This window comes from Pseudomonas sp. RSB 5.4, assembly GCF_037126175.1.
GTDB classification, from domain to species: Bacteria; Pseudomonadota; Gammaproteobacteria; order Pseudomonadales; family Pseudomonadaceae; genus Aquipseudomonas; species Aquipseudomonas fluorescens_H.
Genome location: NZ_CP146986.1, coordinates 1783606 through 1800621 on the forward strand (window position 1 = coordinate 1783606; position 17016 = coordinate 1800621).

Consider the following 17016-nt stretch of genomic DNA (forward strand, 5'->3'; position numbering starts at 1 on the left):
CCCGGAGTGTTACGAACATCGCCGCTGGTTAACCTGAATCAAACAGGTCAACGGACTACTCGCCATGAAAAAGCTTTCGCCAATCATCAACGTTGAAACCGATCCACGCTGGGCTGCCGTCGTTGCGCGGGACCCACGGGCCGACGGGCAGTTTGTCTACGCGGTGAAGACTACCGGCATCTATTGCCGCCCGAGCAGCCTGTCGCGATTGCCCAAACCGCAGAATGTCGAATTCTTCGACAACGCCGAAGCCGCCGAGGCGGCGGGTTACCGCCCGAGCAAGCGCACGAGCAAGGATCAGACTGAGGTCGCCAGCCAGCACGCCGCGACCGTGGCGATGGCCTGTCGGCAGATCGAGTCGAGTGAAACTGTGCCCGCGCTCAATGAACTCGCCGAAGTCGCCGGCCTCAGCCCGTTCCATTTTCATCGCGTGTTCAAGGCTGCTACCGGCCTGACGCCCAAAGGCTACGCAGCGGCGCACCGTTCGCGCCGGGTGCGTGAACGGCTCGCAGACGGCGGCTCAGTGACGGATGCGCTGTACGACGCTGGTTTCAATTCCAACAGCCGCTTTTATGAGTCTGCCGACAAGGTACTGGGCATGAAACCCGGCGACTACCGCGCTGCCGGACGCAACAACGACATTCATTTTGCTGTCGGGCAATGCTCACTCGGGGCGATTCTGGTGGCGCAAAGCGAACGCGGCGTGTGCGCGATTCTCTTGGGCGATGATCCACATCAACTGGTCTGCGACCTGCAGGATCAGTTCCGTCAGGCCAACCTGATTGGCGCCGATGCCGGCTTCGAACAGTTGATCGCCAAAGTGGTGGGTTTCATCGAGGCGCCAGCGCTGGGCCTCGATTTGCCACTGGACGTACGGGGTACGGCGTTTCAGGAACGGGTGTGGCAGGCACTGCAGGAAATCCCGGCGGGCCGCACCGCCAGTTACGCCGAGATCGCTCAACGCATTGGTGCGCCGACCTCGATGCGCGCCGTGGCGCAGGCGTGTGGCGCCAACCGTCTGGCCGTAGCAATCCCCTGCCACCGCGTGGTGCGCAGCGATGGCAATCTCTCGGGGTATCGCTGGGGCGTAGAGCGCAAGCGCCAACTGCTGGAGCGCGAAACGCAGCCTTAGCGCACGCCGATGTAGACCGCAACGGACTCGGGGCCGATATAGGCCTCGAAGTCGGTGGCGTAACGGCGCTTAATCTGCGGATTCTCCTCAAAGAACTTCCAGATCTTTCCCCAGGTCGAGATGACCGCGTCAGGCAACGGCCCCTGCGCTTCGAATACCAGATACTCGCCCGCTTCGATCCGCACGGACTCGAAGTCTTTGATTGAAGCATTCACGGCAACGCCAGCGGTAACGTCAAACGCACCCGAAGCATCCGACTCGTAAGCCGAATACACGCCATAAATTGGCGAATTGGCTGACTTGCCGGGAATGGATTCGGCCAACTCCTCGCCGAAAAACCGGCCCCACATCGGGCCGATTTTCGCGGTTTCGGCTTGGTGCTCTGTGGCGTTGGTGGTGCGAACGCGCAGGCCGGCAACGGTGAAGGCGTCGATTTGCTGTCGTTTCAAGTCCATCGAAATTACCGCTCCCTGAATAGAAATGCGGCCACACGGGCCGCAATGACGCCTACTTTGTCAGCGATTGACGTCGACCACAACCCTGCCGCGAAGCTGTCCGGCAAGCAGCTCAGGTGCCGCGTCGATGGCCTCGCTCAGGGCGATTTCGTGACTGATCAATGGCAACAGGGCGAAGTCCAGATCCTTGGCCAGACGCGCCCAGGCCTCGATCCGCCGCGCTTTGGGCTGAGTTACGCTGTTGATCCCCGCCAGCGTCACGCCGCGCAAAATGAACGGCGCCACCGACGCCGGAAAATCCATGCCCTGAGCCAAACCGCAGGCCGCCACCGTGCCTTCGGCGCGGGTACTGGCGCAAGCGTTGGCCAAGGTGTGACTGCCGACCGAATCGATCACCCCGGCCCAACGTTCCTTGGCCAGCGGTCTGCCCGGCTCCGACAAGGTTGCGCGGTCGATGATCTCACTGGCGCCCAGTTGTTTCAGGTACTCATGCTCGGACACCCGGCCGGTGGACGCCACCACGCGATAACCGAGCTTGCTGAGCAAGGCGATGGCGAAACTGCCCACCCCGCCATTGGCGCCGGTCACCAGCACTTCGCCCTGATCCGGGGTCACGCCGTTACGCTCCAGCGCCAGAATGCACAGCATCGCCGTGTAGCCGGCGGTACCGATGGCCATGGCTTGCGCGGCGGTAAAGGCTTTGGGCAACGGAATCAGCCAGTCGCCATTGAGCCGCGCCTTCTGCGCCAGCCCGCCCCAGTGACTTTCGCCCACCCCCCAACCATTGAGCAGCACCTGATCACCGGCCTGGTAGTCGGGATGCGAACTGACTTCCACCGTGCCCGCCAGATCGATCCCCGGCACCATCGGAAACTTGCGCACCACCGGACTGCTGCCCGTAATCGCCAGACCGTCCTTGAAGTTCAGCGTGCTGTACGCGACCTTCACCGTCACGTTGCCTTCGGGCAACTGCGCTTCGCTGATCTGCTGCAGGCTGGCGCGGTAACCGCTGTCGTCTTTGTCGATCAAAATGCCGTTGAACATGGCTGCCTCTCAATCAATGAATTCAATTCCTCGTGCCCTGAAATAACACAAAGCAACACATTGCCCCACCCGACTTTGCGCCAATTCGCAAATCCGCCAAGTAATTGTGAAGCGGGCGGCTATGCTTTTTCGACGGTCGTGCTTTCGCTGTCATCCCTGCTGAAAGCGGCCCCTGCCGATGGAGCTGACAATGCCTTACCCGCGCTCATTGCTAGCGATGCTGATGCTGTGCCTGCTGACTCTTGCCAATGTCTGGGCAGCCCCGGCCGCCGCGACCAAAGCCCCTGCTGCCGACTCCGCCGCGAGCGCGCCGACATGGCCGCAAGTGATCACCAGCGGCAAGGCCAGACTCACCGTGTATCAGCCGCAACTCGACAGTTGGGATGGCTACACCCTCAATGCCCGCGCTGCCGTCGAAGCCACCGGAGCCGATGGCAAACCCACTTTCGGCATTGTCCAGTTCAGCGCGCACACGCTGGTCGACAAGGCCACGCGCTGGGTCGCGCTGGATCAATACAAGATCATCAAGGCCGACTTCCCCGCCGATGCCAGTCAGGCCGACGTCTGGCTTGGAGCCCTGCAAAAAGATGCCGAAAGCCGCAAGAAAACCATATCCCTCGATCAACTCGAAGCAGCGGTCGGCGTGCTGTCGGCCGAGCAGAAAGCCGACAGCGCGCCACTGGAAAACACCCCGCCGGCGATCATCAGTTCCGACGTCCCTGCCCTGCTCGTCTACATCGATGGCGACGCCGTCTACCGGACGGTCGATGGCACCGGGCTGCAACGGGTGATCAACACCCGTCCGCTATTGCTCAAGGACGCCGAGGGCAAACACTACCTGCACGTGTTCGATGGCTGGATGGCCGCTGACAGCCTCAGCGGCGAATACACCCGCCTGACCACACCACCGGCCGATCTGGAGAAGGCCAAACAGGCGGCGATCCAGAGCCGTCAGGTCGATCTGCTGACCGGCCAGAGCGATCCGAAAGACAAGGTTCCGAGTCTGGCCAAATCACCGCAACCGAAAATCTTCATCGCCACCACGCCCACTGAACTGATCGTCACCGACGGCGCGCCGCAGTGGCTGCCGATACAGGGCACCCGTCTGCTGTATGTGAGCAATACCACCGGGCATATCTTCAAGGAAATCGGCGACCAGAACAGTTACGTGCTGATCTCCGGCCGCTGGTTCCGCGCCGCTGACATGCAAGGCCCATGGACGTTTACCCCGGCTGACAAACTGCCGGCAGACTTCGCCAATATCCCGGATGACAGCCCGAAAGAGAACGTCAAGGCGTCGGTCGCCGGCACGCCACAGGCTAGGGAAGCCGCGATCGCTGCAACCATTCCACAAACCTCGGCGATCAAGAAAAGCGCAGTGAAAATGACCGCGCCGCAGTTCGATGGCGAGCCGCAATTGAAGGCAATCAACAGCACGCCGCTGCAATACGTGGTCAACAGCGCGACGCCGATCATTCGGGTCGACAGCGACAGTTGGTATGCGGTGGAAAACGGTATCTGGTTCACCGCCACCTCGGTTAACGGGCCTTGGGCCGTGGCCAGCTCCGTACCGGCGGTGATCTATTCGATCCCGCCGAGCTCACCGATGCATTACCTCACCTACGTCAAAGTCTATGAATCCAGCGGCGATACCGTGGTGGTGGGCTACACCCCCGGCTATCAAGGATCGAATCTGGATCCGGCCACAGGTGTGGTGGTCTATGGCACCGGTTATCCCTACACACCGTGGGTCGGCAGCGTCTGGTACGGGCCGCCGGTGACCTACGGTTTCGGCGTCGCCATGCGCTACACGCCGTGGACTGGCTGGACCTTCGGTTTCGGCTTCGGCTGGAGCTGGGGCGGCAACACCGTGGCGATGGGTTGGGGCTGGGGCGCTTATCCATGGTGGGGCAATTACGGCTGGGGTTACGCCTGGGGACCGCGCCTGTACCCCGCGCCGCTGGCCTGGGGCGGCGCCGCTTACGGCTATCGCGGGGGCGCCGTGGCCTGGGGCCCCGGTGGCTGGGCCGGCACCACCGGCAATATCTATCGGCAATGGGGCGACCGCGCGACCGTCAGTCGTTATGGCGCCGGGTACAACGCCTGGACCGGCAATCGCTGGGCCGGTCAGGTCGGCTCCTCCTACAACTCGCGCACCGGCATTGCGGCCGCAGGCCAGCGCGGTGCCGTACACAATGTCTACAACGGCAATTACGCGGCCGGGCGCAGTGGTGAGGTGGTCGGGCCGAACGGTGGCGCCATCGCCGGTGGAAAAGTGACCGCAGGCAATGCTCGCAATGGCACCCAGGTCACCGCCAATCGTGGCGCGGTGTACAACCCCAACACCGACAAGACCACACAATATGGCGGCGTGAAAGGACGTAACGGCGGCGCCGCGCGAGTGGGCGACAACGTCTATGCCGGGCACGACGGCAACGTCTACAAGAAAACCGACAACGGCTGGCAATCGATGGTCAAGGGCAGCCCGACTCGCACGGCACCGGTCAACAACAATGCCCAGTTGCAAAACCTCAATCGCGAGTCGGCCGCACGTAACTTCGGCAACCAGCGAACCAACAACTTTCACAATTCCTCGCAAGTCATGAACCGATCATTTGGAGGCGGCGGTGGCGGCGGTTTTCATCGACGCTGACGGCGCGCGACTATTCGTGTGCGAAAAAATCGGACTGGCCCTGGGGCCGGTTTAGCTGTTAAAAAACCGGTTCTGCCGTCCCTGCCCCGCTTCATCGTTCGGAGAACCGCTTCCATGAGCCAATGGCCTGACACCCGCATACTTGACCTGCTCGGTATCGAGCTGCCGATCATCCAGGCCCCGATGGCCGGTGCCACGAACTCGTCCATGGTGATCGCCGTGTGCAACGCGGGCGGCTTGGGTTCGATGCCGGCCGCGATGCTGAGCATCGAGCAGTTGCGCGAAGAGCTGAAGACCATTCGCGAGCACACTCGCAAGCCTTTCAACGTCAACTTCTTCTGCCACCAGCCACCGGCCGCCAATGAACAGCGCGCGCAAGACTGGAAGAATCTGCTGGAGCCGTACTACCGCGAACTGGGTGTCGATTTCGACGCACCGACACCGGTTTCCAACCGGGCGCCATTCGATGCGGCAGCGTGCGAAGTGCTGGAAGAGTTTCGCCCGGAAGTGGTGAGTTTTCACTTTGGTCTGCCGGAGAAATCCTTGCTGGATCGGGTCAAGGCCACGGGTGCGAAAATTCTCTCGTCCGCCACCACTGTCGATGAAGCGGTGTGGCTTGAGCAAAACGGTTGCGACGCAATCATCGCCATGGGTTACGAGGCTGGCGGGCATCGCGGGATGTTTCTCAGCGAAGACCTGAGTAGTCAGGTCGGCACCTTTGCTCTGGTTCCGCAGATCGTCGATGCGGTGAAGGTGCCGGTGATCGCTGCCGGGGCCATCGCCGATGCGCGCGGTGTGGCCGCGGCGTTGCTGCTCGGTGCGTCAGCGGTGCAGGTCGGCACCGCGTATCTGTTTACCCCGGAAGCGAAAGTCAGCGCCTCGCATCACCAGGCGCTGCGTACCGCCAAGGAAAGTGAAACCGCGATGACCAACCTGTTCACCGGCCGTCCGGCTCGCGGCATTCTCAATCGGGTGATGCGCGAAATCGGACCGATGTCGCCCATCGCCCCAGCGTTCCCGCTGGCTGGCGGGGCGCTGATGCCATTGCGCGCCAAAAGTGAAGCGCAATTCAGTAACCTCTGGGCCGGTCAGGCTTTCCCGCTGGGCAAGGAGCTGAGCAGCGCCGAACTGACCCAGGAACTGGCGCAAGGCGCGCTGGAAAAATTGGTCCGTCGCTGATCCGATCCAGGGTGAGGCGCGGTACAGCTTCATCCTGTATACAACAGCACTTCCTGTTTAGCGGCATTTCGCTATATATTTCGCTATATAGCGTTTCACCCCCTCGCATCGGTGCAGTCCACCCCCAACAATAACTGCCCTCTGCACTCGCCAACAACGGAGCTGTTACATGACCATTCGTGCCTCACGTTTTGCCCCAACTTGCCTGGCTTCCCTGCTGGCGGTATTCGCTTTCGGCGCCGCTCAGGCTGATGAAGTGCAGGTGGCAGTTGCCGCTAACTTCACCGCACCGATCCAGGCAATTGCTGCCGATTTCGAAAAAGACACCGGGCACAAACTGGTCGCCGCCTACGGTGCCACCGGCCAGTTCTACACCCAGATCAAGAACGGCGCGCCGTTTGAAGTGTTCCTCTCGGCAGACGACACCACCCCGGAAAAACTGGAAAAAGAAGGCGACACCGTCAAGGGCTCGCGCTTCACCTACGCCATCGGCACCCTGGCCCTGTGGTCGGCGAAAGAAGGTTATGTCGACGCCAAAGGTGAAGTCCTGAAGAAGAACGAATACCAGCACCTGTCCATCGCCAATCCGAAAGCCGCGCCATATGGCCTGGCCGCCACTCAGGTGCTGGAAAAACTCAAGCTGACTGAAGCGACCAAAGCCAAGATCGTCGAAGGCCAGAACATCACCCAGGCCTATCAGTTCGTGTCCACCGGCAACGCTGAACTGGGCTTCGTGGCGCTGTCGCAGATCTACAAGGACGGCAAGGTCACCAGCGGTTCGGCATGGATCGTTCCAGCGAGCATGCACGACCCGATCAAACAGGACGCGGTGATTCTGAACAAAGGCAAGGACAGCGCCGCCGCCAAAGCGCTGGTTGAATACCTCAAAGGCCCGAAAGCCGCTGCGGTGATCAAGTCCTACGGCTATCAGCTCTAAATGTCGCTGACGAGTGCCGACTTCGCGGCGATCTGGCTGACCCTGAAACTGGCGTCCCTGACCACTGCTATCCTGCTGGTCGTCGGCACTCCGATTGCCCTGTGGTTGTCGCGCAGCCGTTCCTGGCTGCGCGGCCCCATCGGCGCAATCGTCGCCCTGCCCCTCGTACTGCCGCCGACCGTGATCGGCTTTTATCTGCTGCTGGCAATGGGACCCAATGGCTTTCTCGGCCACTTTACGCAATGGCTGGGCCTGGGCACTCTGACCTTCAGTTTTACCGGGCTGGTGATCGGTTCGGTGATCTATTCCATGCCGTTTGTGGTGCAACCGTTGCAAAACGCGTTCTCGGCGATCGGCACCCGCCCACTGGAAGTGGCCGCAACGTTGCGCGCCAATCCATGGGACACTTTTTTCAGCGTGATCCTGCCTCTGGCCCGCCCCGGTTTCGTGACCGCGGCGATCCTCGGCTTCGCGCACACCGTCGGTGAATTCGGCGTCGTGCTGATGATCGGCGGCAACATTCCCGACAAGACCCGAGTGGTTTCGGTGCAGATCTACGACCATGTCGAGGCGATGGAATATGCCCGGGCCCACTGGCTGGCCGGGGCGATGCTGGTGTTTTCGTTTCTGGTGTTGCTGGCGCTGTACTCCAGCCGCAAGACCCGCGCGGGCTGGAGCTGATCAATGATTGATGCACGTCTGAAAATCGCTTATTCGGGTTTCAGCCTGGATGTCGATCTGCATTTGCCAGGGCGTGGCGTGACCGCGCTCTACGGTCATTCCGGCTCAGGCAAGACCACCTGCCTGCGTTGTATCGCCGGTCTTGAGCGGGCCGAACAGGGTTTTATCAAGGTCAACGACGAAGTCTGGCAGGACAGCGAGCGACGAATTTTTGTCCCGCCGCACAAACGTTCAATCGGTTATGTGTTCCAGGAAGCGAGTCTGTTTCCGCACCTGTCGGTACTGGCCAACCTACAGTTCGGCCTCAAACGCATCGCCAAGGCCCAGCGTCGGGTCGACATGGCGCAGGCCACCGAACTGCTGGGTATCGGCCATTTGCTGGAGCGCCATCCGCAGCATCTGTCCGGCGGCGAACGCCAGCGTGTCGGCATCGCTCGCGCGCTGTTGACCAGTCCAAAACTGTTGCTGATGGATGAGCCGCTGGCTGCCCTCGATAGCCAGCGCAAAAATGAAATCCTGCCGTACCTGCAGCGTCTGCACGATGAGCTGGACATCCCGGTGCTTTACGTCAGCCACGCGCAGGATGAGGTCGCCCGCCTGGCCGATCATCTGGTGTTGCTCAGCGACGGCAAGACTCTGGCCAGCGGCCCGATTGGCGAAACCCTCGCGCGTCTTGACCTGCCAATGGCGATGGGCGACGACGCCGGGGTGATCATCGAAGGTCAGGTCAGTGCCTACGACGCCGATTATCAGTTGCTCAGCCTGCAACTGCCGGCCACCGAAATGAACATCCGCGTGACCCACGCCCCCATGGCAGTGGGCCAGGCTTTGCGCGCCAAGGTGCACGCCCGTGACATCAGCCTTAGCCTGCACGACAGCGAGGCCAGCAGCATCCTCAATCGGTTGCCGGTCACTGTGATCAGCGAGCAGACAGCGGACAACACCGCGCATGTGCTGATTCGTCTGGACGCTGGTGGCACACCGCTGCTGGCGCGGATCACGCGGTTTTCCCGGGATCAGCTCGGCATACACCCGGGCCAGCATTTGTGGGCGCAGATCAAGGCCGTCGCCGTACTGGCCTGAATTGGTTGGCACGACGGCCATGGCGCGCGGTCAATCGCTGTAACAGAGCGATTCGCCAAGGACACTGCCATGCCCGACACCGCGCCAGCCGACGTACTCCCACCCGACCTGCATTACGTCGACGATACTCAACCCGGCCTGACCCGCAAAAAACTGCGCGGCAAGTTCGTCTATTTCGATCCGGCCGGGCAGCGCATCACCGACCCCAACGAAATCAAACGGATCAATTCGCTGGCGGTGCCGCCGGCCTACACCGACGTATGGATCTGCGCCGATCCGCGCGGCCATTTGCAGGCCACTGGCCGCGATGCTCGTGGCCGCAAGCAGTATCGCTATCACCCACGCTGGCGAGAGGTGCGCGATGCAGACAAGTACTCGCGCTTGCGTGAATTCGGCCTGGCGCTGCCGAAGTTGCGCAAACAACTTGAAACCCTGCTGGACGCGCCCGGTTTCAGTCGCGACAAGGTGATGGCCACCGTCATCACGCTGCTCGACGCCACGCTGATCCGCGTCGGCAACACCCAGTACGCGCGGGACAACCGCTCCTACGGTCTGACCACCCTGCGCAGCCGACATGTCGAGGTCAACGGCAGCGCGATTCTGTTCCAGTTTCGCGGCAAGAGCGGCATCGAACACCAGATCACCGTCAAGGATCGTCGCCTGGCGCGCATCATCAAGCGCTGCCTGGAAATCCCCGGGCAAAATCTGTTTCAGTACCTGGACGAAAACGGTGAGCGACACACCGTCAGCTCGCACGACGTCAACACCTACCTGCAAACCCTCACCGGCGCCGACTTCACCGCCAAGGATTACCGCACCTGGGCCGGCAGTGCGCTGGCCCTGGCGGTATTGCGCGAACTGCAATGGGAGTCCGAAGCCGAGGCGAAACGGCATGTGGTGGAGATGGTCAAGAGCGTGTCCAAACAGCTGGGCAACACCCCGGCGGTGTGCCGCAAGTGCTACATCCATCCGGCCGTGGTCGAGCGTTTCCTGCTCGGTGCGCTGGCCGAGTTACCACGCCCAAGAGTCCGCAAGGGCTTGCGCTCCGAGGAAGTGGCGCTGGCGATGTTTCTTGAGCAAATGATGGATGCGCCTTGATCTGCGCTGGATGGGTGGTCTAGGCTAACCACCTTTCCCCCTTCAGGACGACCGCAGAAAGTGAACAATCAAGCCTTCTGAAAATGTAATCGCGATAAGCGCTGAATAGCGCCTGTCAGTGTTCACGACATTTTTCGGAGGTGCCGATGACTCACGTCTCGCGTACGCCTGCCCTCGTCTCCTTGAATCAAACGACTTTTCAGTTCGCTAATGGCGAGAAGATTTTCAACGAGCTGAATCTGCAATTCGATCACACCCACACCGCAATCGTCGGGCGCAACGGCGTCGGTAAAAGCGTGCTGGCCAAGCTGATTGCCGGACACTTGCAACCGACTGCCGGCAGCGTGACTTGCTCGGTTCCCCTGGCCTATATGGCGCAAACATTCACCGCCGACGCGGGACAGACCGTGGCCGACGCCACGGGCACCGCTACCGCGCTTCGCGCATTGCAACGGTTGCAGTGCGGCGAGGCGTCGCCGGAAGATTTCGACATCCTCGGCGAACGCTGGGATCTGCCCGAACGCCTGCGCCAATGGCTGGATGACGCCGGTCTGCCGGACGTCGCCCCCACGGATTTGACCCAACCGCTGAGCGGCGGCCAGCAAGCGCGATTGGCGTTGATCGGGGCATTTCTGAATCCGCCGCGCCTGTTGGTGCTGGATGAGCCGACCAACCATCTCGACGGCCCCGGCCGCGACTGGCTGATGAACAGGCTGGAGCACTGGCGCGGCGGATTGATCGTCATCAGCCACGATCGCCAATTGCTTGAGCGCATGCAGCGTATCGTCGAGCTGACGCCGCGGGGTGCCACGGTGTACGGCGGCAATTTTTCCACTTACCAGCAGCAACGACAGATCCATCAGGCGGCGGCGCAAGCGACGCTGGATCAAAGCAGAACCGAGCGCCGGCGCGAGCAGCAGCGCTTGCAAAACGAACACGACACCATCCAGCGCCATGCTGCCCGCTCACTGCGCAACGCCAGAACCGCCAATGTCTCGGGTTTCGAGCGCGCAGGCCTCAAAGGTGCCGCGAGGCAGATCATGGGCCAGGTGCGACATGGTCATCAGCAGCGCAAATCGGAGCTCGACGCGCAGGTGCGTGATGCCTACGCCAACGTGCTCCCGGACGATGTGGTGCTGATGAACCTGCCCGGCAGTTCAGTGCCTGCCGCGCGTAGGGTCTGTACGCTGATTGATGCGTGTGTGCCATGGCTACCGACGCAACCGTTCAATCTCACGCTGAGTGGTCCTGTGCGCGTCGCCGTCAATGGTCCGAACGGCTGCGGCAAATCGACGTTGCTCAGGTTGCTCGCGGGCCAACTGCATCCCGCCAGCGGCGAATGCATCACCCATATTCCCGTGGCTTATCTGGACCAGCATCTGAAGTTGCTGGACGACGGTCTCAGCGTCATCGAGCAACTGCTCGCGCTGCAGAGCCCGTTGAGTGAAAGCGCACTGCGCAGCCACTTGGCTCATCTGCAACTGGACGCGCAACGGGTGACCCGACCGAGCGTTTCACTGAGCGGTGGAGAACGCCTGAAAGCCGCACTGGCGGTGGCCTTGTGGGGCAAGACGCCCGCGCAACTGTTGTTGCTCGACGAGCCGAGCAATCATCTGGATCTGGCGTCGGTGCAAGCTTTCGAACAGGCATTGCAGACGTTTCCCGGTGCAATTGTCGCGGTTTCCCACGATCCTGACTTTCTGCAAGCCTTGAAACCGACGCATCGCCTGGATGGGTACCGCGAGGGATGGCGGCTGCAACCGACGAACTGACTGTCTATTTTTTGCACGATCGGCCACGGCTTCTATAGTTGATCTGACACCCATTTGCTGTGGTGACGCCATGGAAGACATATTTGTCGTGAAGCGCTGCAACAAGATCATCATTCACGGCCGGCGCGCCGGGGAAAGCCAGCATGAACCCGCCGAGGCCAGCAGCTGGTTTCGGATCAACGATACCCGCACCGGCGGCTTCATCGGTGATGGCTACGACCTTGAGGAAGAGGCCCGACACGAATGCCGACGGCTCAATGCGGCCAGCTCGCCAATGCTGGCGCGCCAAACAGCCGGCTGATGCAATTGACAGGCGGGGTCTATACTCAAGGCAGCTGACGGACCAGCGCCCCAACGGCAGACAGCTCGCAACCCGCGAGCTTTTTGCTGCCTCTCAACGGTTTGTCTGAACGGAGGTGTTCCATGTCCGAAAAAGAGTCCATCACCACCCTCCTCACCCTGCTCGACTCCCGTCAGGCGCGCCTTGCCGCGGCCTGCAAGGAAATCGCCGACTGGGTCGATCATCAAGGCGGGCACCCGACCGCCCTGCGCATCCGTGATCGCCTTAACGACATCGAAAAAGACACGCCGCTGATCCGCCGCACTCTGTCTTCGCTAGAACCCGTCGAACGGCCGTTGCCTCGCTTCAGATGATTGCACAGCGATAAACGACAGTCTCCTGGCCTACCACTTGGCCGATACAGCGAACCCCAGCTGCCGTGAGGGGTCATAACCTGTACACGTCACCCAGGAGACTGTTCATGGTTATCCATTTCAAAACAGACGGACATCTGGCTTGTGGTCACAAGGGCAACAACCTTGCCTCGAGCCTGGAACTCAATCGCGTCAAATGCCGCAGCTGCCGCAACACCGATGCCTACAAGGAAGCGCGCAAAACCCAGCGCAATGCGGCACGGCGCGCGGCTCGCCACACCAAGGCTGACCACGGCGCGTCGAACTGGCGTACGGAGTGGATCGAACGACTGACCGCGCTGGCTGGGCCGCAGCGCCTGCCACGGGGCTTTTTCGGGCAAGCGTTTGTATAACCGCTTGATGTGGTGTCTTTAGTACATCACTCGATGTGAACTGCCCGAATTCAGCTCGAACCCATAAATGCCCTGGCCTTATCGTCAGGGCTTTTTGTTGAAAACACCGGATCGAGCAGCCCGTAATCCTGAATCAGGCTTGCAAATAGCCAACACGCCCGCATAACCAGAACCGTATCTACAGTCACCGAGAGGCAAAAAAGATCATGACCGGACAAACCGAAACCGCGATTCTCGCCGGCGGCTGCTTCTGGGGCATGCAGGACCTGCTGCGGCGTTATCCTGGCGTGCTGAAAACCCGCGTCGGATACACCGGCGGCGAGGTGCCGAATGCCACCTACCGCAACCACGGCAACCACGCCGAGGCCATCGAAATCATCTTCGACCCTGCCCTGATCAGCTACCGGCAGATCCTCGAGTTCTTCTTCCAGATCCACGACCCCAGCACGCCCAACCGCCAAGGCAACGATCTCGGTCCCAGCTATCGTTCGGCGATTTATTACCTCAGCGACGAGCAACGCGACATCGCCGAGGACACCGCCGCCGACGTCGACGCTTCTGGTCTTTGGCCGGGCCGAGTGGTCACCGAAATCGAACCTGCCGGACCGTTCTGGGAAGCGGAACCGGAGCATCAGGACTACCTGGAGCGGATACCGAATGGCTACACCTGCCACTTCATCCGCCCGAACTGGAAACTGCCCAAGCGCGGCTGACAAGACACCTGCTTAATCATTCCACGCACGGCGTTGGCCTTAACCAAGGCCGGCGCCGAACATCGCCGGTTTACCGCGTTACGAAACCTTACTGTATTGAAAAAAGACCGATGGATGATTGCGCGACGAATGTTTGCGCACCTCCAGAATCGATCATTTTGGCGAGTCCTTCCTTAGCACAGTTCAAGCATCCGAGGATGAACATACGTTCATCGCAAGCATGGCTCAATGCGTCTAGCCTGCGGGTTCCAACATAGTGCCTACAGGAGTACCCCACCATGTTCTCGCACGAAAGCCTCCCGCTGATCGCCATTTTCATCATCATGCTGCTGTGCGTGCTTGCAGCGTTTTTACACCCGGTTCACGCTTTCTTCAGCTGGGTTCGCCGGCGTAGGGAAAGAGCGTCTGCCCGGACTCAGGAAGAAGTAAATTCGCGCTGAGTGATTCCTCTGACAGGCCCGGATACGTCCGGGCTTTTTGCTTCCTGCCAATCAGCACAATATTTTTCAAGAGGGTGAAGCGGCCTTGCTCACGTAACCACCTCGACCTGGTTAAGTACCCTCCCATCCACCTGCTGGAGAATCTCTTCAGCAGTCGAGTCCGCAACGGGCATGATCAATGCTGGTCTCGACATCGTCGAAATGTAGCCCCAGCAGACGCATTGCAACATCCTGGACGCGAAGCATCGTGTCGCGCTCTATTGACACCCTGCCAATTGGTTGATGGCCAAACAGCGATCATAGCTGGCAACCTCTCATTTTTAATGATTGATCGAATAGGCTATGCCCACTGAAGCAATTACCGTCATGGCAATGGCACGCTCAAACTTCGGGTATCTCAGCGAAGCCCGAGATGAAATTCAGCTTCTTGCGCTGAAGAGCAGTTCGATCAGCTTTAACCAGGCACTACAAATATCCGGAATGATCACTCACGACGAATTGACATGTCTTACAGAAGAACTGGAGACCGTCTGCCTGGCTTGGTACAGCCTGCGCATTTAGTCCCCGGCGCAGTCCGAATCTTCCACCTGCCCCTGTCAGATGAATGAAAACCCGGCTCAGTAGCAGGCATACCGCACTTCACTTAAGGAGGAGCATCATGAACGATGATTTGAAGCAGTCAGGCTCGACTACTACCACACAGACCACCACCTCGCTGCATCAGGTGAAAACCGGAAGAGCCTTGGATTTCACCTGGGCGCCTAACACCAACACAACGACCACCACTGTATCGGCAGACTTTGTCGACTATCGAGTCGATACCACCCAAGGCAGCCCGACTGGAGACAGCCACTCCATTGCACGATTTACCTATGTTCAGGGCAACGGTGGCGGTCAGATCAGCCAACTTTTTCTCGAAGAAATGCGCGCGGGAGTACGCGCCAACACCCAGATCGGGCTGATGGTAGGGCGAAAGTGGGTTCTGGACCCCAACGGCGAAGTCTCGGGCAGCATCGGCACCTATGTGGTCGAGCAATTCGATGACATGCGCGCCAGTGTGAATTATGTCGGCTCCTTCGCACGCGTCTTCGCCGACCCGAGGATGGTCAGCTACCACGCCGGCGGCCACGTTCACACCAATGTCTCGATCACCGGCAGCAGGCCCCTGACCATGGCGGATTCAGGTAAGTCGATTCTGGTCATTAGCGACACAGACGTCACGCTGACGATTGGTGACGATGTGATTGAGGGGTTCAAGGCGACACTAATCCAGGCTGCCGCCGGAAAGGTCAACATTGCAGTGTCGAACAGCCACATGATCTACAGCAACGCCGGAACCCGCACCCGCACGCTCGCCCCTCTAGACGAGTTGGAAGTCAGTACCTTCCCATTCGGGCCGGTGTACTTGGCCTTCCGTGTCAAACCCACAGCCTGAAGAACCTCGTGCGCTGGCTGAACCCGCTCTAAATGCCATCTTGATCAAATCATGGCGTGGAAGTCTGCGCAGGAGATTTGACATGGCCTGAGGGCAAATGAGTTGAAACAGCTGAATCGCAAAGGCAAAAAGGTCATGCCCGCAAGGTAAATGGCGGATCAAATCAAAAATGGCGGACCGGAAACAAACAAGGGTTTGCATCAGCTTTCGCTCGCAAACCCTTGATTTTAGATGGTGCCCGAAGCCGGAATCGAACCGGCACGCCCTTACGAGCGGGGGATTTTAAGTCCCATGCGTCTACCAGTTTCGCCATTCGGGCGGTAGCGCGGTGTAGTGCTCATGTCAGTCGACCAGCACACCTGACAATGTTGAGCCTTGTGAAGCAGAGCGGGAAATATATACATCACGTCCCGGTGAAGCAAGTTCACAGTAGCTGATTTCAAGACTAAATCTTGCAGCACACTGAAAATAAAAAAAGCTCCGTAAATCATGGATCTACGGAGCTTGTTTATAGTGGAGGCCGAGGTCGGAATCGAACCGGCGTAGGCGGATTTGCAATCCGCTGCATAACCATTTTGCTACTCGGCCTCAAACGATCGCTGTTTAGTAGCACAACAACAACCGCGTACAAACTTGGAGCGGGAAACGAGACTCGAACTCGCGACCCCGACCTTGGCAAGGTCGTGCTCTACCAACTGAGCTATTCCCGCTTGGTGTGGCGCATTCTATAGATTTCAGAAGCCCCGTCAACCCTTTGATTCAAAAAAGTTTTATTTCTTTTCAACGTCGGTTTTCAGATGCGGCCAAGCGGCCCGCAGGTATTGAACCATCGACCACAATGTCAGGCCCGCCGAGATCATCAGCAAGGCATAACCCAGCAAGACCCAGAAGCTGAAGTCACGCGGATTGGCCAGCAGGATCACCAGCGCCAGCATTTGCGCCGCGGTTTTCCACTTGCCGAGATTGGACACCGCTACATGCGCGCGAGCGCCGAGTTCGGCCATCCATTCGCGCAAGGCCGATACGACGATCTCACGGCCAATGATCACGGCAGCGGGAAGTGTCAGCCACAAGTTGCCGTGTTCCTGCACCAGAAGTACCAGCGCGACCGCCACCATCAACTTGTCGGCAACCGGATCGAGAAACGCACCGAACGGCGTGCTTTGTTCCAGGCGGCGGGCCAGGTAGCCATCCAGCCAGTCAGTTGCCGCGGCAAAAGCGAATACCGAGGCGGAGGCCATATAGCTCCACTGGTAAGGCAGGTAAAACAACAAAATGAAGATCGGTATGAGCAGGACGCGGAGAACGGTAATCAGATTAGGGATATTCATCGGCACAACTGGCTACG

The 17016-nt window shown here is 59.9% G+C and carries 18 protein-coding genes and 3 tRNA genes; 15 read left to right on the forward strand and 6 right to left on the reverse strand.

Annotated elements, in window-relative coordinates:
- Positions 1-64 precede the first annotated feature (64 nt).
- Positions 65-1132, forward strand: coding sequence for a bifunctional DNA-binding transcriptional regulator/O6-methylguanine-DNA methyltransferase Ada (gene ada / locus V9L13_RS07915; protein WP_338802100.1), 1068 nt, complete (start codon positions 65-67; stop codon positions 1130-1132).
- Here ada and V9L13_RS07920 read toward each other — a convergent pair.
- Together V9L13_RS07920 and V9L13_RS07925 are read right to left on the reverse strand one after the other, a co-directional pair.
- A complete protein-coding gene (locus tag V9L13_RS07920; protein WP_338802101.1) occupies positions 1129-1587 on the reverse strand; it encodes a GyrI-like domain-containing protein in 459 nt (152 codons plus the stop codon). The two genes, ada and V9L13_RS07920, sit on opposite strands and share 4 nt — an antisense overlap.
- A gap of 60 nt (positions 1588-1647) precedes the next feature.
- The gene (locus V9L13_RS07925) at positions 1648-2631 is read right to left on the reverse strand and encodes an MDR family oxidoreductase (protein ID WP_338802102.1); all 984 of its coding nucleotides are present in this window, start codon (positions 2629-2631) and stop codon (positions 1648-1650) included.
- A gap of 190 nt (positions 2632-2821) precedes the next feature.
- Between V9L13_RS07925 and V9L13_RS07930 the strand changes: the two genes are divergently transcribed.
- From V9L13_RS07930 to V9L13_RS07995, 14 genes are all read left to right on the forward strand, one after another.
- Entirely contained in the window at positions 2822-5284 is a 2463-nt protein-coding gene (locus tag V9L13_RS07930; protein WP_338802103.1) for an autotransporter, read from the forward strand.
- Between the two features lie 114 nt (positions 5285-5398).
- Positions 5399-6463 (forward strand): nitronate monooxygenase, encoded by a 1065-nt coding sequence (locus V9L13_RS07935; protein WP_338802104.1) that lies wholly within the window; start codon positions 5399-5401, stop codon positions 6461-6463.
- 169 nt (positions 6464-6632) lie between these two features.
- Positions 6633-7400, forward strand: a complete 768-nt coding sequence (gene modA / locus V9L13_RS07940; protein WP_338802105.1) for a molybdate ABC transporter substrate-binding protein — start codon at positions 6633-6635, stop codon at positions 7398-7400.
- Positions 7401-8081: a molybdate ABC transporter permease subunit gene (gene modB / locus V9L13_RS07945; RefSeq protein ID WP_338802106.1), complete on the forward strand. Its 681-nt coding sequence runs from the start codon at positions 7401-7403 to the stop codon at positions 8079-8081.
- A gap of 3 nt (positions 8082-8084) precedes the next feature.
- Positions 8085-9164, forward strand: coding sequence for a molybdenum ABC transporter ATP-binding protein (gene modC, locus V9L13_RS07950; RefSeq protein WP_338802107.1), 1080 nt, complete (start codon positions 8085-8087; stop codon positions 9162-9164).
- Between the two features lie 69 nt (positions 9165-9233).
- The gene (locus V9L13_RS07955; protein ID WP_338802108.1) at positions 9234-10262 is read left to right on the forward strand and encodes a DNA topoisomerase IB; all 1029 of its coding nucleotides are present in this window, start codon (positions 9234-9236) and stop codon (positions 10260-10262) included.
- Positions 10263-10408: 146 nt separating this feature from the next.
- On the forward strand, positions 10409-12034 hold the full coding sequence (locus tag V9L13_RS07960; protein WP_338802109.1) for an ABC-F family ATP-binding cassette domain-containing protein: 1626 nt from the start codon (positions 10409-10411) through the stop codon (positions 12032-12034).
- 70 nt (positions 12035-12104) lie between these two features.
- Complete coding sequence (locus V9L13_RS07965) at positions 12105-12335, forward strand: hypothetical protein (protein WP_003225411.1); 231 nt, start codon at positions 12105-12107, stop codon at positions 12333-12335.
- A gap of 122 nt (positions 12336-12457) precedes the next feature.
- Entirely contained in the window at positions 12458-12688 is a 231-nt protein-coding gene (locus V9L13_RS07970; protein ID WP_003225412.1) for a hypothetical protein, read from the forward strand.
- 107 nt (positions 12689-12795) lie between these two features.
- Positions 12796-13080 (forward strand): hypothetical protein, encoded by a 285-nt coding sequence (locus tag V9L13_RS07975; protein ID WP_003225413.1) that lies wholly within the window; start codon positions 12796-12798, stop codon positions 13078-13080.
- Positions 13081-13286: 206 nt separating this feature from the next.
- The gene (msrA, locus tag V9L13_RS07980; protein ID WP_103485138.1) at positions 13287-13793 is read left to right on the forward strand and encodes a peptide-methionine (S)-S-oxide reductase MsrA; all 507 of its coding nucleotides are present in this window, start codon (positions 13287-13289) and stop codon (positions 13791-13793) included.
- 278 nt (positions 13794-14071) lie between these two features.
- Positions 14072-14233, forward strand: coding sequence for a hypothetical protein (locus tag V9L13_RS07985; RefSeq protein ID WP_003225415.1), 162 nt, complete (start codon positions 14072-14074; stop codon positions 14231-14233).
- A 342-nt stretch (positions 14234-14575) separates the two neighbouring features.
- The gene (locus V9L13_RS07990) at positions 14576-14794 is read left to right on the forward strand and encodes a hypothetical protein (RefSeq protein WP_045122476.1); all 219 of its coding nucleotides are present in this window, start codon (positions 14576-14578) and stop codon (positions 14792-14794) included.
- Between the two features lie 97 nt (positions 14795-14891).
- A complete protein-coding gene (locus V9L13_RS07995; RefSeq protein WP_338802111.1) occupies positions 14892-15668 on the forward strand; it encodes a hypothetical protein in 777 nt (258 codons plus the stop codon).
- A 232-nt stretch (positions 15669-15900) separates the two neighbouring features.
- Here V9L13_RS07995 and V9L13_RS08000 read toward each other — a convergent pair.
- From V9L13_RS08000 to pgsA, 4 genes are all read right to left on the reverse strand, one after another.
- Positions 15901-15987 (reverse strand) — tRNA-Leu (locus tag V9L13_RS08000).
- Positions 15988-16182: 195 nt separating this feature from the next.
- Positions 16183-16256 (reverse strand) — tRNA-Cys (locus V9L13_RS08005).
- 46 nt (positions 16257-16302) lie between these two features.
- Positions 16303-16378: transfer RNA gene (locus V9L13_RS08010), tRNA-Gly, on the reverse strand.
- A 60-nt stretch (positions 16379-16438) separates the two neighbouring features.
- A complete protein-coding gene (gene pgsA / locus V9L13_RS08015) occupies positions 16439-16999 on the reverse strand; it encodes a CDP-diacylglycerol--glycerol-3-phosphate 3-phosphatidyltransferase (protein ID WP_003225417.1) in 561 nt (186 codons plus the stop codon).
- Between the last annotated feature and the right edge of the window lie 17 nt (positions 17000-17016).

Bases quoted from the DNA above. Each gene is read 5' to 3' on its own strand.
- ada (WP_338802100.1), top strand. From the start codon at position 65: ATGAAAAAGCTTTCGCCAATCATCAACGTTGAAACCGATCCACGCTGG.
- V9L13_RS07920 (WP_338802101.1), bottom strand. From the start codon at position 1,587: ATGGACTTGAAACGACAGCAAATCGACGCCTTCACCGTTGCCGGCCTG.
- V9L13_RS07925 (WP_338802102.1), bottom strand. From the start codon at position 2,631: ATGTTCAACGGCATTTTGATCGACAAAGACGACAGCGGTTACCGCGCC.
- V9L13_RS07930 (WP_338802103.1), top strand. From the start codon at position 2,822: ATGCCTTACCCGCGCTCATTGCTAGCGATGCTGATGCTGTGCCTGCTG.
- V9L13_RS07935 (WP_338802104.1), top strand. From the start codon at position 5,399: ATGAGCCAATGGCCTGACACCCGCATACTTGACCTGCTCGGTATCGAG.
- modA (WP_338802105.1), top strand. From the start codon at position 6,633: ATGACCATTCGTGCCTCACGTTTTGCCCCAACTTGCCTGGCTTCCCTG.
- modB (WP_338802106.1), top strand. From the start codon at position 7,401: ATGTCGCTGACGAGTGCCGACTTCGCGGCGATCTGGCTGACCCTGAAA.
- modC (WP_338802107.1), top strand. From the start codon at position 8,085: ATGATTGATGCACGTCTGAAAATCGCTTATTCGGGTTTCAGCCTGGAT.
- V9L13_RS07955 (WP_338802108.1), top strand. From the start codon at position 9,234: ATGCCCGACACCGCGCCAGCCGACGTACTCCCACCCGACCTGCATTAC.
- V9L13_RS07960 (WP_338802109.1), top strand. From the start codon at position 10,409: ATGACTCACGTCTCGCGTACGCCTGCCCTCGTCTCCTTGAATCAAACG.
- V9L13_RS07965 (WP_003225411.1), top strand. From the start codon at position 12,105: ATGGAAGACATATTTGTCGTGAAGCGCTGCAACAAGATCATCATTCAC.
- V9L13_RS07970 (WP_003225412.1), top strand. From the start codon at position 12,458: ATGTCCGAAAAAGAGTCCATCACCACCCTCCTCACCCTGCTCGACTCC.
- V9L13_RS07975 (WP_003225413.1), top strand. From the start codon at position 12,796: ATGGTTATCCATTTCAAAACAGACGGACATCTGGCTTGTGGTCACAAG.
- msrA (WP_103485138.1), top strand. From the start codon at position 13,287: ATGACCGGACAAACCGAAACCGCGATTCTCGCCGGCGGCTGCTTCTGG.
- V9L13_RS07985 (WP_003225415.1), top strand. From the start codon at position 14,072: ATGTTCTCGCACGAAAGCCTCCCGCTGATCGCCATTTTCATCATCATG.
- V9L13_RS07990 (WP_045122476.1), top strand. From the start codon at position 14,576: ATGCCCACTGAAGCAATTACCGTCATGGCAATGGCACGCTCAAACTTC.
- V9L13_RS07995 (WP_338802111.1), top strand. From the start codon at position 14,892: ATGAACGATGATTTGAAGCAGTCAGGCTCGACTACTACCACACAGACC.
- pgsA (WP_003225417.1), bottom strand. From the start codon at position 16,999: ATGAATATCCCTAATCTGATTACCGTTCTCCGCGTCCTGCTCATACCG.